General features: G+C 72.3%; 14 protein-coding genes. 2 read left to right on the forward strand and 12 right to left on the reverse strand.

Going from position 1 to position 14611, the window contains the following annotated elements:
- Positions 1 to 19: 19 nt before the first annotated feature.
- The 4 genes from K377_RS03645 to K377_RS03660 all read right to left on the reverse strand — a co-directional run bounded on the left by K377_RS03645 (position 20) and on the right by K377_RS03660 (position 4568).
- Positions 20 to 1048 carry a cation diffusion facilitator family transporter gene (locus K377_RS03645; RefSeq protein WP_181512489.1) on the reverse strand — a complete coding sequence of 343 codons (1029 nt, stop codon included), beginning with the start codon at positions 1046 to 1048 and terminating at the stop codon, positions 20 to 22.
- A gap of 130 nt (positions 1049 to 1178) precedes the next feature.
- Complete coding sequence (locus tag K377_RS03650; RefSeq protein WP_111661664.1) at positions 1179 to 1880, reverse strand: hypothetical protein; 702 nt, start codon at positions 1878 to 1880, stop codon at positions 1179 to 1181.
- Positions 1881 to 2050: 170 nt separating this feature from the next.
- Positions 2051 to 3016, reverse strand: a complete 966-nt coding sequence (locus K377_RS03655) for a glycoside hydrolase family 6 protein (protein ID WP_111661665.1) — start codon at positions 3014 to 3016, stop codon at positions 2051 to 2053.
- Between the two features lie 94 nt (positions 3017 to 3110).
- Complete coding sequence (locus K377_RS03660; protein ID WP_111661666.1) at positions 3111 to 4568, reverse strand: NCS1 family nucleobase:cation symporter-1; 1458 nt, start codon at positions 4566 to 4568, stop codon at positions 3111 to 3113.
- Between the two features lie 144 nt (positions 4569 to 4712).
- Between K377_RS03660 and K377_RS03665 the strand changes: the two genes are divergently transcribed.
- Entirely contained in the window at positions 4713 to 5381 is a 669-nt protein-coding gene (locus K377_RS03665) for a GntR family transcriptional regulator (RefSeq protein ID WP_111661667.1), read from the forward strand.
- Between the two features lies 1 nt (position 5382).
- On the opposite strand, the gene K377_RS03670 is transcribed toward K377_RS03665, so the two are convergent.
- Genes K377_RS03670 through K377_RS03685 form a run of 4 tightly spaced genes read right to left on the reverse strand, consistent with a single transcriptional unit; the run spans position 5383 to position 10303 of the window.
- Positions 5383 to 6582, reverse strand: a complete 1200-nt coding sequence (locus K377_RS03670) for a NarK/NasA family nitrate transporter (RefSeq protein ID WP_111661668.1) — start codon at positions 6580 to 6582, stop codon at positions 5383 to 5385.
- A 19-nt stretch (positions 6583 to 6601) separates the two neighbouring features.
- A complete protein-coding gene (locus tag K377_RS03675; protein WP_111661669.1) occupies positions 6602 to 7375 on the reverse strand; it encodes a uracil-DNA glycosylase in 774 nt (257 codons plus the stop codon).
- Positions 7376 to 7391: 16 nt separating this feature from the next.
- The gene (locus K377_RS03680; RefSeq protein ID WP_111661670.1) at positions 7392 to 8921 is read right to left on the reverse strand and encodes a YfcC family protein; all 1530 of its coding nucleotides are present in this window, start codon (positions 8919 to 8921) and stop codon (positions 7392 to 7394) included.
- Positions 8918 to 10303, reverse strand: a complete 1386-nt coding sequence (locus tag K377_RS03685) for a M20/M25/M40 family metallo-hydrolase (RefSeq protein WP_111662161.1) — start codon at positions 10301 to 10303, stop codon at positions 8918 to 8920. Before K377_RS03685 ends, K377_RS03680 begins: the two co-directional genes overlap by 4 nt.
- 116 nt (positions 10304 to 10419) lie before the next feature.
- Between K377_RS03685 and K377_RS03690 the strand changes: the two genes are divergently transcribed.
- Positions 10420 to 10893: an RNA-binding S4 domain-containing protein gene (locus tag K377_RS03690; protein ID WP_111661671.1), complete on the forward strand. Its 474-nt coding sequence runs from the start codon at positions 10420 to 10422 to the stop codon at positions 10891 to 10893.
- A 101-nt stretch (positions 10894 to 10994) separates the two neighbouring features.
- Here the strand turns inward: K377_RS03690 and K377_RS03695 are convergent, their stop codons facing one another.
- The 4 genes from K377_RS03695 to K377_RS03710 form a co-directional block, all read right to left on the reverse strand.
- The gene (locus tag K377_RS03695) at positions 10995 to 11420 is read right to left on the reverse strand and encodes a DoxX family protein (RefSeq protein ID WP_111661672.1); all 426 of its coding nucleotides are present in this window, start codon (positions 11418 to 11420) and stop codon (positions 10995 to 10997) included.
- Between the two features lie 101 nt (positions 11421 to 11521).
- Positions 11522 to 12217 carry a bifunctional 2-polyprenyl-6-hydroxyphenol methylase/3-demethylubiquinol 3-O-methyltransferase UbiG gene (locus tag K377_RS03700; protein WP_111661673.1) on the reverse strand — a complete coding sequence of 232 codons (696 nt, stop codon included), beginning with the start codon at positions 12215 to 12217 and terminating at the stop codon, positions 11522 to 11524.
- Positions 12218 to 12251: 34 nt separating this feature from the next.
- Positions 12252 to 13283, reverse strand: a complete 1032-nt coding sequence (locus K377_RS03705) for an acyltransferase domain-containing protein (RefSeq protein ID WP_161195037.1) — start codon at positions 13281 to 13283, stop codon at positions 12252 to 12254.
- Positions 13280 to 14521, reverse strand: coding sequence for a CdaR family transcriptional regulator (locus K377_RS03710; protein ID WP_375605901.1), 1242 nt, complete (start codon positions 14519 to 14521; stop codon positions 13280 to 13282). Before K377_RS03710 ends, K377_RS03705 begins: the two co-directional genes overlap by 4 nt.
- Positions 14522 to 14611: the final 90 nt, after the last annotated feature.

Below are 14611 nucleotides of genomic sequence, written 5' to 3' on the forward strand. Positions count from 1 at the left end.
CGGGCCGACGTCCGTGCGGTCAGTTCGCGCGGGCGCTCTCCGCCGGGCTCCGCCACTCCCCCGTCGGCGCCTCGACCACGTCGAGGAACATCTGGTCGGCCTCCGGCCAGCGCTCGTGCACCGTGCGCTTGATGCGCTCGCTGACCAGCTCCAGCTGCTCGCTCTCCAGGCCGGGCACCAGGTCCACGCGGGCCGCGACCAGCGTCGAGTCCATCCCGAGGCGCATGATGTGCAGGGCCGCAACGGCCTCGATCTCCGGCTGGTCGTCGAGCAGTTCATAAATGGCGTGGTGCAGCTTCGGGTCGCCCTCGCCGATCAGCTGGTCGCGCGCGCTGGTCCCGAGGCGGTAGGCGACGAACACCAGCAGCACGCCGATGATCAGGGACGCGGTCGCCTCCCACTCGATGTGGCCCGTCGTCCTGTGCAGCACCAGACCCGCGGCCGCGAGGACGACGCCGATGACGGCGGTGGCGTCCTCGGCGAGCACCGTGCGCAGCGTCGGGTCCTCGCCGATGCCCTCGCCGGGCTGCTTGCGGACCTGGTGCACGGCGCGGGCCAGCGAGGTGCCCTCCGCGAGGAAGGCGACGCCCAGCACCACGAGCCCGACGACGAACCCGCTCTTCGACTCCTCGGCGCCGCCTTGGGTGAACGCCTCGTACGCCTGGAAGAAGGAGAAGCAGCCGCCCATGACGAAGATTCCGACGGCGGCGAGGAGCGACCAGAAGAACCGCTCCTTGCCGTAGCCGAAGGGGTGTTGGCGGTCCGCGGGGCGCCGGCTGCGGCGCAGCGCGGCGAGCAGGAACACCTCGTTGAGGCTGTCGGCGACCGAGTGGGCCGCCTCGGACAGCAGCGCGGGGGACCCGGCGAAGAGTCCGCCGACCGCCTTGGCGACGGCGATCAGCAGATTCGCGCCGAGTGCCACCAGCACGGTGAACCGGGTCTTCCGGTCCTCCGACGGGCCCTGGGCGGCGCCCTCCGGCTCGGACGATGTGTCGGCCGATGTGTCGGTCGGTGCGTCGCTCGGTGTATCGGTCGGTGTGTCGGTCACATCCGGTGTGTCGGTCACGTCGGCATCTCGCAGTCGTCGGGGAATCGGGGAAGCGCTTGGCAGCGAACTTCCGGATAACCGGGGCCGATGCCCCTAAACCCGGCGACCCGACGCGCCGACACACCGGTGACTACTGGGCCGCGAGCTGCTTCAGGTCGACCGTGTCCCCGGCCGCGGGCTGCTCCGGCTTCACCGGCTTGCCGAAGTCGGAGAACGTGGTCGTCTCCGGCTCGCTGCCGCCGGTGGTGGTCACCTTGAGGATGTAGGGCTCGCCCTCGGCGGCGACGTAGAGGGTCGACTTCTCGTCCCCCTTGCTCTTGTGCAGGGCCAGCGCCTTCGTCCCGTCGACGGTGCTCGTGTCGCCCTTCTTCATGCCCTTGCGCTCGGACTTGTCCTCGTCCATCGCGGCGAGCAGGCCCTGCTTGTCGCACAGGCCGGTGATCTGGTTGTCCTGGGCGGGGACCTTGACCCACTTGTCGGCGACCTTCGGCACGATCTTGTCGGCGCCGGGCTGCTGCTTGAGGCTGGTGCGCCAGTACTGCTCGTCGCCCTTCAGGTAGAACACCGCCTTCACGTGCCTGACCTCGGCCTTCGCGCCCGACATGGTCACCGTGCCCTGGCAGTTCTTCTCCTGGTCGACCGCGAGGTCGATGACCATCGACTCGCCGCCGCTCTGGCTCACCTTGCCCTTCATGTGCAGGGACTCGGCCTTGCGCGTGGCGGCCACCGCCTTGTCGGCGATCTGGTCCGCGCTGTCCCCCTTGAACGCGTCGTCGCCGTCGTCCCCGCCGCCGCACGCGGCGAGGCCGGTGACGGATATGCCTGCGACCATGCACGCTGCGACTGTCCGCGCGATGCGCATCGGACCGCCTTTCCGCGGGTGCTTCCGCCCCCGCTCACCGAGAGTTCAGGATGGAGAAACGCCCGGTTACCCCACGCGATCACGGAAACACCCGGACGTCTGCATTCCGCAAAAAACTGCCCAAAACAGTGTGGTTTCCGTCAGCCGCGCGCGTTTCGAGCCAACTCCAGCCCCTTGGCCGCCCACCAGGCGCCCGCCACCGGACCGCCCCGGCACGTCCCGTCCGACTCCCCCGGCCGCTTCACCCAGAGGTACGCGTCGATCAGCGGGTCACCGGTCCGCGTGGTCGGGGCGACGCCCAGGGCGCGGCCGGGCGGGTTGCACCACGCGTCCGTGCCGCTGTACGGGCCGTTGCCGTTCCGGCTGGTGTCGACGACGAGGCGCTTGCCACCGCCGAGGGCCGTCAGCAGTCGGCGCCCGTAGGCCGAACTCTCCCCATTCGTACGGTAGTTGGATACGTTCAGCGCCACTCCGTCGGCCTTGCCCACGCCCGCCGCACGGAGCGCCGCCGCCAGCTGCCACACGTCCGGGATCCAGCTCGCGTTCCCCGCGTCGAGGTACACGCGGGTGCGCGGCAGCGCCGAGAGCCGGTTCACCGCGTAGGCCAGCAGTCCGTTCCGCTCCTTGGTGTCGGCGCCGGCGCACCCCGCCACCGTCGAGGCCACCGCGTCGGGCTCGACGATCACGTACGCGGAGCGTGAACCGATGCCGGAGGCGAAGGAGTTGACGTACGCGCGGTAGGCCGCCGCGTCACCGGCGCCGCCCGCCGAGTGCAGGCCGCAGTCGCGGTGCGGGATGTGGTAGGCGACCAGGACCGGGGTGCGGCCGGTGCGGGTCGCGGCCAGGGTGACGGAGCGGACCGCCGGGCCGGGGTTCGCGCCGTTGAGCCAGGTCGCCTGGGGGCGGGTCGCGATGCGGTCGATGAGCCGGGCCTCGGCCGGCCGGCCCTGGGCGCGGTAGGCCGCCGCCTGACGGGCCGCCGCGGTGTCCGGGTCGACCCAGAAGGTGGCGGCCGGGCCCGCCGCGGGGTGCGCGGCCGACGCCGGGGTCAGGGTGAGGAACGCGGCCAGCAGGGCGCCCAGGACGGGGCGCGGAGACGTGAACATGGCCGGATGATCGTCGGGGGCCCGGCCCAACGGGCCCCGCGACGGGCCGGGTTGCCCCCGAATGCACTCGTTCGGCCGCGCCCCGCGCCGTGGGTCAGGCGGCGGCCCGCTCGGTGCGGCAGATCAGCCCGTACAGGCCGGCGGCCACCGCGGTTCCGATGAACCACGAGTACGCGGCGACCTGGTCGAAGTACGGCACCAGGGCCAGGACGACGGCGAGCGCAGCCGACGGGACGAAGGCCGCGAGCGCCTTCGGGTTCACGCCCCGGCGGTAGTAGTAGCGGGAGCCGGGCGTCGCGTCGAAGAGGGCGGCGGTGTCGATCCTGCCGCGCTTGACCCAGAAGTAGTCGAGCATGATGACGCCGAACAGCGGGCCCAGGAAGGCGCCCAGGCCGCCGAGGAAGTAGTTCACGACGTTCGGGTTCGAGTACAGGTTCCACGGCGTGACCACGAGCGCGGCCACGGTCGATATCGCTCCGCCGATCTTGAACGTGATCTTCTGCGGCCAGACGTTCGCCAAGTCGTAGGCCGGGGAGACGAAGTTGGCGACGATGTTCACGCCCATGGTGGCGATGGCGAAGGTCAGCGCGCCGAAGATCAGGACCCAGGTGTTGCCGATCCGGGCGACCAGCATCGCCGGGTCGGTGATCGCCTCGCCGAACACCTCGACGCTGCCCGCCGTCACGACCACCGAAAGGACCACGAACGCGGTGGAGTTGACGGGCAGGCCCCAGAAGTTTCCGCGCCGGACCGTCGTGTAGTCGGGGGCGAAGCGCGAGAAGTCGCAGAAGTTGAGCATGAGCGTGCCGTACGTCGCGAGGATCAGGCCGATCGCGCCGAACCACTGCCGGAACTGCTCGCCCGTCGAGACCGGGTGCGGAGTGGTGGTGAGCGAGATCGTCCAGCCCGCCTTCGCCCAGATCCAGACCGCGAGAGCGAGCATCACGACCCAGATCGCCGGGCCGCAGAAGTCCTGGAACTTGCGGACCGACTCCATGCCCTGCGTGATGATCAGGAACTGCACCAGCCACAGCGTCAGGAAGGACGCCCAGCCCAGCGCGTGCAGGCCGAGGAACGAGTGGCGGGTCCAGGACTCCACGCCGGGGAAGGCCGCCAGCACCATCACGTTCACCGCGACCGACGCCAGATAGGTCTGGATGCCGTACCACATGATGGCGATCACGGCCCGGACCAGCGCCGGGATGTTGGCGCCCCAGACGCCGAAACCGATCCGGCTGACGACCGGGAACGGCACGCCGTGGCGCTGGCCTATGCGGCCCATCGCGTTGCAGCCCGCGTAGATGATGACGAAGCCGATGAGCAGGGCCGTGAAGATCTGCCAGGCGTTGAGGCCGAGCACCAACAGGCCGGCCGCGAAGGTGTAGTTGCCGAGGTTGTGGACGTCGGACATCCACAGGGCGAAGAGGTCGTAGACCTTCCAGGTGCGTTCCTTGTCGCCCGCGGGCGCCAGGTCCTCGTTGACCAGACGGGGGTCGGGGACGAAGTCACCGCCGCCCCACGAGGACGTCTTCACCGGTTCGGCCACGGACATGGGAGCCTCCTGGGTCCTGGGCCCTGGGACACCCCTTTGGTATACCAAAGCGCCGCCATGGTCCCGCTCCCGGCAACTCCCGGCAATAACCGCGCAGTTACGTCTCGGTAAATCGCCCCGGCCCGAATCGGCGAGGATGGGCGCATGACGACGGCTGAACCGCTGGGCGCGGTGCGCGAGCGCGTCCTGGGGGCGTTGCGGGCGGACATCGTCGCGGGGCGGCTGCGGCCCGGCGACCGGCTGGTCGAGCGGGAGCTCGCCGAGCGGTTCGGGGTGTCACGGGTGCCGGTGCGCGAGGCCGTACGGGCGCTGGTCACCGAGGGCTTCGTCACCTTCGAGACGCCCCGGCGCGCGGTCGTGCGCACGCTCACCCGCGCCGATGTCACCGAACTCTTCCAACTGCGGGAGGCGTTGGAGGTCTACGCAGCCGGGCTCGCCGCCGAGCGGGCGACGGAGGCCGACCTCGCGCGGCTCGCCCTCCTCCTCGACCGCGCCGCCGAGGCGACCCGCGCGGACGACGCCGAGACCCTGACCGACGTCAACTCCCGCTTCCACGACGACCTGCTCGCCCTGGCCGGCAACACCCTCCTGGTCACCGTCATGCAGCCGGTCGCGGGCCGCCTGCGCTGGCTGACCCGCCGCAACGAGGAATGGCCGCAGCAACTGGCCGAACACCACGAGCTGTACGCGGCCGTGGCAGCGGGGGACGCGGAGCGGGCACGCTCCGTGGCACTGGCCCACGTACGGACCAACTACCGCTCCACCGTGCGCCATCTCTTCGACGAGGCGGAGACGCCGCCGGACCTGCCGTGAGTCACTCCGCCTTGATGGTCCGCATCCGCCCGTACGCGTACACGCACCCGGCGAGCGCCAGGTCGGACAGGAGCATGAAGCCGATGGAGTACGAGTCCTTGGCGCTGTAGATGGCGCCCATCACCAGCGGCGGGACGAAGCCGCCGAGGCCGCCCATCGCACCGACGATGCCGGTGACGGAGCCGACCTGGGGCTGCGGGGTGACCTGGGAGACCAGGGCGAAGACGGAGCCGCTCGCGGTGCCGAGGCCCGCTGCCATCAGCAGGAAGCAGATGGTGCCCATCGGGTTCAGCTGCGGGTCGAACGCCTGCATGATCGCAAAGAGGGCGACGACGGCGAGGGCGCACGAGGTGACGACCGCCGGGTGGATGCGGTCGGAGAGCCAGCCGCCGATCGGGCGGAAGATGACGGTGACCAGGGCGAAGCCGGCGGCCTTGGTGCCCGCGTCGGTGGGGCTGAGTTCGTACCAGGTCTTCAGGTACGTCGGCAGGTACACGCCGAAGGCGACGATGCCGCCGAAGCCGATCGCGTAGAGGGCGGAGAGTTCCCAGGTGACGCGGAGCTTCCCGGCGCTGCCGAGCCGCTTGCCGAGGGAGGTCGTGGGGATCTTGCGGTCGGGGTGGTCGGTGATCAGGGCGGCCGCCAGGATCGCGTACGCGGCCAGGGCGATGGCGACGACGATGAACGGCAGGTTCTCGCCGTGCTTGGCCATGCGCGGCGTGAAGTAGCCGGACAGGGCGACGCCGCCCATGCCCATGCCGAAGATGCCGAGCGCGAGGCCGCGGTGGGCGGGCGGGAACCAGGAGTTCACCAGCGGGATGCCGATGGCGAAGGTGGTGCCGCCGAGGCCCAGCAGAAAGCCGACGACGATCATCGCGAGGAAGTTGTGCCGGGCCGGGATCACCAGCAGCACGGGGATGATGGTGAGCGCCGAGATCAGCGGGAACAGCAGCTTGGCGCCGTAGCGGTCGGTGAGCGCGCCGACCGGGATGCGGCCGAGCGAGCCGACGAGCACGGGCACCGCGACGAGGAAGGACTGGGCAAACGAGCTGAGGCCCAGGTCCGAGCCGAAGACGCCGGCGAGCGGCGCGATCAGGTTCCAGGCCCAGAAGGTGAGCGCGAAGCCCACCGTAGCCACGACCAGGTTGCGGTAGGCGGCGGCCGGGGGCTTGAGGTGCTGCGGAGTCTCCGTTGGCGTCACCCTTTCACGCTAGGAAGGGTCACCTGTCCGCACCTGATCTGTTGCTCCGTTCGGTGACGGACGGCTCGGCGGGCGGCTCAGAGGGCGGGTCGGCGGGCGGGCGCACCGGAAGGCCCGCCGCGGCCGCGGCCCCGCCGAGCACCTCCCGCAGCATCCCGGGCGTGAGCCGTCCCGTGAAGGTGTTGCGCTGGCTGACGTGGAAGCAGCCGAACAGAACGAGCCCGTCGAGGTCGACGCGGACGCCGTGGCCGAAAGCCGGGCGGGGCCGGGGCAGGTTCCAGCCGGCCGAGGCGAACGCGGGCCACGCCGCCTGCCAGCCGAACGCGCCGAGCACGACGACGGCGCGCAGGGCGGGCCGCAGCAGTTCCAGCTCGCGCACCAGCCAGGGACGGCAGGTGTCGCGCTCGGCCGGGGTGGGCTTGTTGGCGGGCGGGGCGCAGTGCACGGGGGACGTGATGCGGACGCCGTGCAGGGTCAGGCCGTCGTCGGCGGCGACCGCGTCCGGCCGTGAGGCGAGCCCGAGGTCGTACAGGGCCTGGTAGAGGACGTCTCCGGAGCGGTCGCCGGTGAACATCCGGCCGGTGCGGTTGGCGCCGTGCGCGGCCGGTGCCAGGCCCACGATGAGCAGCGACGCGTCGGGCGGGCCGAATCCGGGGACCGGCCTGCCCCAGTACGTCTCGTCGGCGAAGGCCGCCCGCTTCTCGCGGGCGACCTCCTCGCGCCAGGCGACGAGCCGGGGGCAGGCCCGGCAGTGGGTGATCCGCGCGTCGAGCTCCCCCAGGGCGTCGTTCATGCATCCGACGATAGGCCTACGTGAACGCGGCTCCCAGCGCCACGAACGCGCAGATCAGGATGAAGAGGAGGGCGAGCAGCGGCCATACGAAGCGCAGATAGCGGTCGTAGCCGACCTTGGCGAGGGCCACACCGCCGATGGTGACGGCGGTGGTCGGCACCCACAGGTTCATCCAGCCGCTGGCCGCCTCCCAGGCGGTGACGACGACGGCGCGCGAGACGCCGGCGAAGTCGGCGAGCGGGGCGAGGATCGGCATGGCGAGGGTGGCGTGCCCGGACGTGGACGGGATGAGGAAGGCCAGCGGCAGGTTCACGACGAAGACGATGATCGCGAAGATGCCGGACGAGGTGCCCTTCACGACGCCCTCGATGGCGTGCAGGACGGTGTCGGTGATCTTCGAGTTGTTCATGATCACGGTGACGCCGCGGGCCAGCAGGATGACCAGCGCGGGCGAGACGAAGTCGGCTGCGCCCTGGATGATCGTGGAGCTGATCTTCTGCTCCCCCATCCGCGCGACGAGCCCGACGAGCACGGCCGCGCACAGGAACAGCGCGGCGAGCTGCGGGAAGGACCAGCCGAGCTCGAATCCGTACGGGGTCGCGTCGGCGTCGCCGGTCAGGGCGCTCGCCCAGGGCACGACGGAGAAGATCATGAAGGCGAAGACGAGGGCCGTGACGACGAGGACGGCCTGGTGCAGCCGGGTCAGCTCGGGCACCTCGGCCTCGGCGGCGGCCGAGGTCTCGCGGTCCCCCGGCAGGAACCCGGAGAGCGAGCGCTCGGGGTTCTTCTGGACGCGCCGCGCGTACCGGATGACGTAGGCGACCGTCACCGCGGTGAGCACCACCCACATCACGAAGCGGAGCACGATGCCGTCGCCGAGGGAGATGTCGGCGGCCGACGAGGCGACGCCGGTCGCGAACGGGTTGACCGTGGAGCACAGCACGCCGACCCCGGCGCCGAGGATGATCGCGCCGACGGCCGTCATCCGGTCGTAGCCGAGGGCGAGCATCAGCGGCACGATCAGGCCGTAGAACCCGAGGGTCTCCTCGGCGAAGCCCTCGACGGTGCCGAGCACCGAGAAGACCACCATGACACCGGCGATGAGCAGCGCCCCGCGCGAGCGCAGCCGGTGGGCGAGCAGCCCGATGCCGCGGTCCAGGGCGCCGGTCGCGAAGACGACGGTGATGAACGCGCCGATGGCCAGCACGAACAGGAAGACTCCGGCGCTGCCGTACAGATCACCGGAGTTGTCCGGGCCGACGAGCGAGGTCTTGGCGTCCTGGATGCCGTAGAGGCCGTTGACCGGGGAGAGGAAGAGATCGTTGAGGCGGTCGACGAAGGACTGGCCGGAGGGGACGCGGTGGTAGGTGCCCTCGACCGGGGCGCCCGCGTCGTTGCGGTCGTACTGGCCCGAGGGGATCAGGAAGGCCAGCAGCCAGACCGCGATCGTGACGACGGCGAGCACGGTGAGGGCGCTGGGGAAGGTGAACTTCCGCTTCTTGTCCGGCTGTGAGGTCTCCGGCGGCGGGGCCGTCTCGGTGCTCATGCGCGGCCCTCACGGGTGAAGTCCGCCGCGTACCCGGTGACGAACGCGCACATCGCGACGACCGTGTTGCGCAGTTCGGAGAGGAGGACGCGCTCGTTCGGGGCGTGCAGATTGCACTGGTTGTCCTGGGCGCCGAAGAGCAGCACCTCGGCCTGCGGGGCGGCCTGGGCGAGCCCGTTGACCAGCGGGATGGAGCCGCCCGTCGCGATGTACGAGGCTTCGGTGCCCCAGGCCGTGGCGAGCGCTGCGCGGGCGGCGCGGTAGGCGGGTCCTTCGGTGGCCGCCTCGTAGCCGGGTCCGGTGTCGCCGGGGGTGACGGTGAGCGGGACGCCGAACGGCTTGAGCCCGCCGAGGTGGTCGGCCAGCGCGGCCTGGGCCTCGTTCGGGTCCTGCTGGGGGTGGAAGCGGAGGTTGAGCTTGGCACGGGCGTACGGGACCACGGCGGACGCGGCGTGGTCCACGCTGGGCGCGTCGATGCCGATGACCGTGATCGCGGGGCCGCTCCACAGGCGCTCGCCGAGGGTGCCGCTGCCGAGCAGCGGGAGGTCCGCCTCGACGCCGGCGAGATCGCGGAACTCGTCCTCGGTGAACCCGGCGCCGGTCCACTCGTCGCGGCGCAGGCCCTCGACGGCGACGTCGCCGTGCACGTCGTGCAGGGTGGCGAGGGCCTTGAGCAGGACGAGCAGCGCGTCGGGGGCCGCGCCGCCGAACTCGCCGCTGTGGCGCGGCTCCTTCAGCGTGCGGGCCTCGACGATCACCTCGGCCGCGCCGCGCAGGCCGGTGGTGAGGGTGGGGGTGCCGGGGCGGACGTTGCCGAGGTCGGCGATGACCATGGCGTCGCAGGCGAACCGCTCCGGGTCGGTGGGCGGGTACGTGTCGAAGGGGCTGCCGTACTCCTCCTGCCCCTCGAAGACGATCTTGACGCCGACCGGCGGGCGGCCGCCGAAGGCGCGGAGCATTCCGAGGTGCGCGATGACGTTCGACTTGTCGTCGGCGATGCCGCGGGCGCGCAGGCCCTCCTCGCCGCCCTCCCGGACCGGGGTGGGCTCGAACGGCGGGGACTCCCACAGGCTCTCGTCGCCGGGCGGCTGGACGTCGTAGTGCGAGTAGAGCAGGACGGTCGGCGCGTCCGGGGTCGGCGGCGGGATCTCGCCGAAGATCACCGGGGCGGTGTCGGGCAGCTCGATGGTCTCGATGTGCTCGACACCGGCGTCGCGGAGCAGGCCGACGAGGAGGTCGTGGGCCTCCCGGACCGGTTCGGCCGGGAAGCCCGGGAAGGCGATCGACGGGATGGCTGCGAGCCGCTCCAGGTCGGCCCGCAGCCCGTCCATCAGCCGGTCGGCCGCTGCCCGGGGGTCCTGGGGGTCCTGCGGATCTGCCATGACGTACACGCCCCTCACTGTGTTGTATGCGTGGTTCGTCCGGATTATCCGGGTGAGGGCGGGGCGGTTCGTCCGTGGCTCGCCGACGGGGGCGGCAACCGCATTAAGGTCGACGCATGGCAGCGAAGACACCGCAGACGCCGGAGGCCCCGAAGGAACCGAAGGAACCGGGGTCGCCCGGCGGCGAGAGCGTGCGCGTCGACAGCTGGATCTGGTCCGTGCGGCTGGTCAAGACGCGCTCGGCGGGCGCCTCGGCCTGCCGGGGCGGGCACGTCAAGGTCAACGGGACGAGTGCGAAGCCCGCCTACGCGCTGCGCGTCGGCGACGAGGTGCGGCTGCGCCAGCCCGGTCAGCGGGAGCGGGTGGTCGTGGTGAAGCGGCTGCTCCGCAAGCGGGTCGGGGCGCCGGTCGCCGTCGAGGCGTACGTCGACAACAGCCCGCCGCCTCCCCCGCGCGAGGTCGTGGCCCCGGTCGGCATCCGCGACCGCGGCACGGGCCGCCCCACCAAGCGCGACCGCCGCGAACTGGAACGGCTGCGCGGCGTCTTCGGCCAGGGCCCGGGCGAGGAAACCGGTCCGGAGCAGCACTGAGCGGTGGTCGAGCCGCGCTGCACCCCGGCGCGGCTCGGCCGCAGCAGCAGCGAACCGGGGCCCACGCACGGTGGACCCCGGTTCTGCGCTGCTGCGGCTCGTCAGAGGACACGGCGCACCAGCGCCACCAGCTCCCGGTTCTTCTCCCGCCGCGCCCACGCAAGGACGCCGAGGGGCACCATCAGGATCAGCGGCGTCGCCGCGTTCTCCCCGTCGAAGGCGACGATCTGGGTGACGCACGCGCCGACCATCAGGGCGCTCAGCGCGATCGGCGCCACGCCCGACAGGACGGGCACCAACAGCGCGACGGCACCCGCGAGTTCGAGCGCGCCGATGACGTACATGCCGGTGGCGCCCCAGCCGATCGTGTCGAAGGACTCGACCGCGGCGGAGGCCGCGAAGAGCTTGGGCAGGGCACTCGCGACGGCGAAGAACGCGGCGAGCACGACCGTGGTCGTGGTGAGCGCGATCCGGGCGCGGCGCGAGCGGACGGGAGCGGCGGTCGGGGCGGCGGCGAGGTGCGTCATGGCGGTCTCCTGAGCGGTACGGGCGAGCGGCCGGGAGCCGGTCGCTGTCACCCATGAAGACCGGGGCCGCGCCCGGAACTCATCGCCCCCGGCGCCCTCGGTCAGGCGGGCACCGCCCGGACCCACACCCGGTCGTCGGTGAGACAGCGGTCCACCTTCAAGCCGGCTTCCGCCAGGGCCTGTTCGAACTCCTCCAAGGTCATCGGCAGCACCCGGTACGTCTGGGTCCACTCGGCGTCCGGGAACAGGTACTCCACCTTCGCCGAGCGCACCCCGCCGCCGATCGGCTCCGACGACACCATGCGGATGGTCAACCCGGTCTCCGCGAAGTGGCGCTCGCGCGGCAGGTCCTCGTACGCGCCGTCGCGGACCCGCTGGATCAGCACGCAGCCGTCGTCGGCGACGTGCCGCCGGACCGTGTCGAGCATGCCGCGCCGGACCGCCGCGTCCCCGGTGTTGACCAGGAGCGAGGCGAGCAGCACGACGTCGAACCTCTCCCCGCCGAGGTCCAGGCCCTCGATGGTGGAGCGGACCGTGCGGGCGCCGCGGACCCGCTCCAGCATTTCCGGCGACTCGTCCACCGCCGTGACCTCGAAGCCGCGCTCGATCAGCGCGTGCGTCACTCTGCCGACGCCGCAGCCCAGTTCGAGCACGCGGGCGCCCGCGGGTACGGCGCCCGCGACGATGTCCGGCTCGTCCTCGACAGGCAGTCTGGAATAGAGCTCCACCGCGCAGCCGTCGGGCGTGATGGCGCCCGGTCCCGTCCCCTCGTATCCCGTACGCGTCTCAAGGCTCATGCACAGGGAACGCCCGGCCCGCACCGGCGGTTCCTCACAGCGCGAACCAGCCGCTCCCGGGGTACCAGTGGCCGCCCGCGTCGAGGTGGCCGAGCACGGCGCGCTGAAGGCTCGTGCGGCGGGGCAGCTCGGCGCGCGGGGTCTCGGTGCCGCCGAAGACGAAGGCGACCGGGGTGTCGTCCGAGGGCTCGGGCGCGGTGCCGGGCCGCGCGGGGAGAAGGGTGAACCGCTCCTGGAAGCGGACGATGTTGGAGTCGGCCGGCAGGTACTGCCGCAGTTGCCCGTCCAGGAGCCAGGAGTGGCAGACGGCGGCCCGCGCGGGTTCCCGGGGGAAGTGCCGGGCGAAGAAGTCCCGGGCGCGGGCGATCGAGTCGTCGCAGGCGCGCGGGGTGAAGGGGCCGCGGAAGTCGGGGATGTGGACGCTCAGGCACGGATCGCCGGGGCCCGCGCCGACCCCGGCGGCCGCGACCGCAGCGCCCGTCCGCTTCCCGAGCCGATGCCGCTCGAACTGAAGCCGCCCCAACTGGTAGAGCTCGCCGCGGAAGTGCCGGGTCGGCCACCACGGCACGAGCAGTCCGGTCGTGCCGAACCGGCGGCGGTGCACGGCGAGATTGCGGCCGAGATCGGCGAGCGTGTGCCGGGAGACGTCGTCGGGGACGCCGTGCTCGCGGTGCAGGGCGCGCACGTACGGCAGCGCGGCCACGAAGACGAACACGGCGAAGCAGCGGCCGAGCGCGCCCGCCGCGGCCGGGACGTCCGGCAGGCCCGTCCCCTCCCCCGGTTCACCGAGCCGCCACAGCAGCCCGCTGACGGCCCGCGCGAGCAGTTCGGCCAGTTCGGCGGAGGCCGTCATCTCGCTGTGCAGGGCGAGCAGTTGGGCAATGTCCTCGTGCGGGACGGCCAGATCGAGCAGGACGTCGGGGAGGTCCAGGTCGGACGGCAGGGCCGCCGCGAGGCGGGGTATCCGGGGGTCGTCCAGCGCGGCGAGCCAGTCGGCGCACCCCTGGTCGCCCGCGATCGTCTCCAGCAGGTCCGCCACACCGTCTCCCTCGTCGAGCCTGGTCATGGACTCAACGTACGTGCACGCCGTGCCACCAGCGCCGCCGTCAGATGCTGGAGATCGGCGGGCCGGCCGGGCGACAGTCCGGTCAGGCGGGCGATGCGGCGGATGCGGTAGTCCACGGTGTTGGGGTGGATGTGCAGGGCGGCGGCGCAGCCGCGCCGGTCCAGGCCGTGCCGCAGATACGTCTCCAGGGTGTGCAGCAACTCGGGCTTGCTGTCGAGGGGTTGCAGGAGCCGGGCGAGCCCTTCGAGGGCGACGCTGGGGCGGCTGAGCTGGTAGTCGAGGAGGACGTCGGCGAGCCGGTACAGGCCCGGGCCGCGGCCGGTGCGCTCCACCAGGTCGACGATCTCGGTGTTCTCGGCGACGGCGGCGGCCACCCCGGCGGGCTCGACGACGGCCGCGGCGGCGGTCACCGGGACCCCGGCCGCGTCCGCCGCCGCGTCGGTCAGGGCGCACAGCCCGGGCCAGGGCGGCGCCTCGGCGAGCGGCAGCAGCGCGGTGCCGCCGGAGCTGTCGAGCGAGGTCAGGGCGGGTTCGCCGGTGCCCGCGCCGAACGCGTCGAGGGTGGCGCGGACCCGGCGGATCTTGCGGCGGGCGGCGACGCCCGCGCCGGGGCCCGGCAGCGTCTCGTCGGGGTGGGTGCCCAGGCGCAGGGTCAGCGCGGCGTAGAGGGCGGCGGGCCGCTGGACGCCGGGCCGCTCGTCGGGCTCACCGGCGAGCAGCGCGGCCAGCAGGGCGTGCCGGCCGCCGTGCTCCTGGCTGTCGAGGATGGCGCGGGTCTGGAGGTAGGCGCGGCTGACGGCGGAGGTCACCTGCTGCTGGAGCACCATGATCCGGTCGACGGCCTCTTTGAGGTCGGGCAGTTCGGCGGGGCGGGCGTCCTGCGACAGTTCGGCCCAGCACATCGCCGTACCGATCTGGTAGGCGGTGAGGATCGCGTCCAGCGGGACGCCCTCCTCGGCGCGCTGGGCCGCGGAGTCGCGCTGCTGGGCGAGTTCGGCGTCGGTGGCGGGCCTGCGGTGCTCGATGACGTCGGCGAGGAGCCGCAGCGTGTACTGGACGATGTCGGCGATGTCCCCGGCGATCTCCTCGCCGGGCAGCTCGGCGTAGACGGGGAGTTCGCTGCGCAGCCGGGTCACGACCCGCCGGGTGAGCGCGGGGACGCGGGCCCGCAGCCGCGCGGCGGCCGGGACGCCCGCGACGATCAGTGGGCCCATGGCCCCGGTCTTGTCACGCGTCACAACTTTCCCCCGGTAAGTCTGCGTTACCGACCAGTTAAGCGCTGCCCCACGAGTCTGCATCATGTGCGGCGACCCCATCCATGCCCCACC

The sequence above is a fragment of the Streptomyces sp. PsTaAH-137 genome, from assembly GCF_003259365.1.
GTDB lineage: Bacteria > Actinomycetota > Actinomycetes > Streptomycetales > Streptomycetaceae > Streptomyces.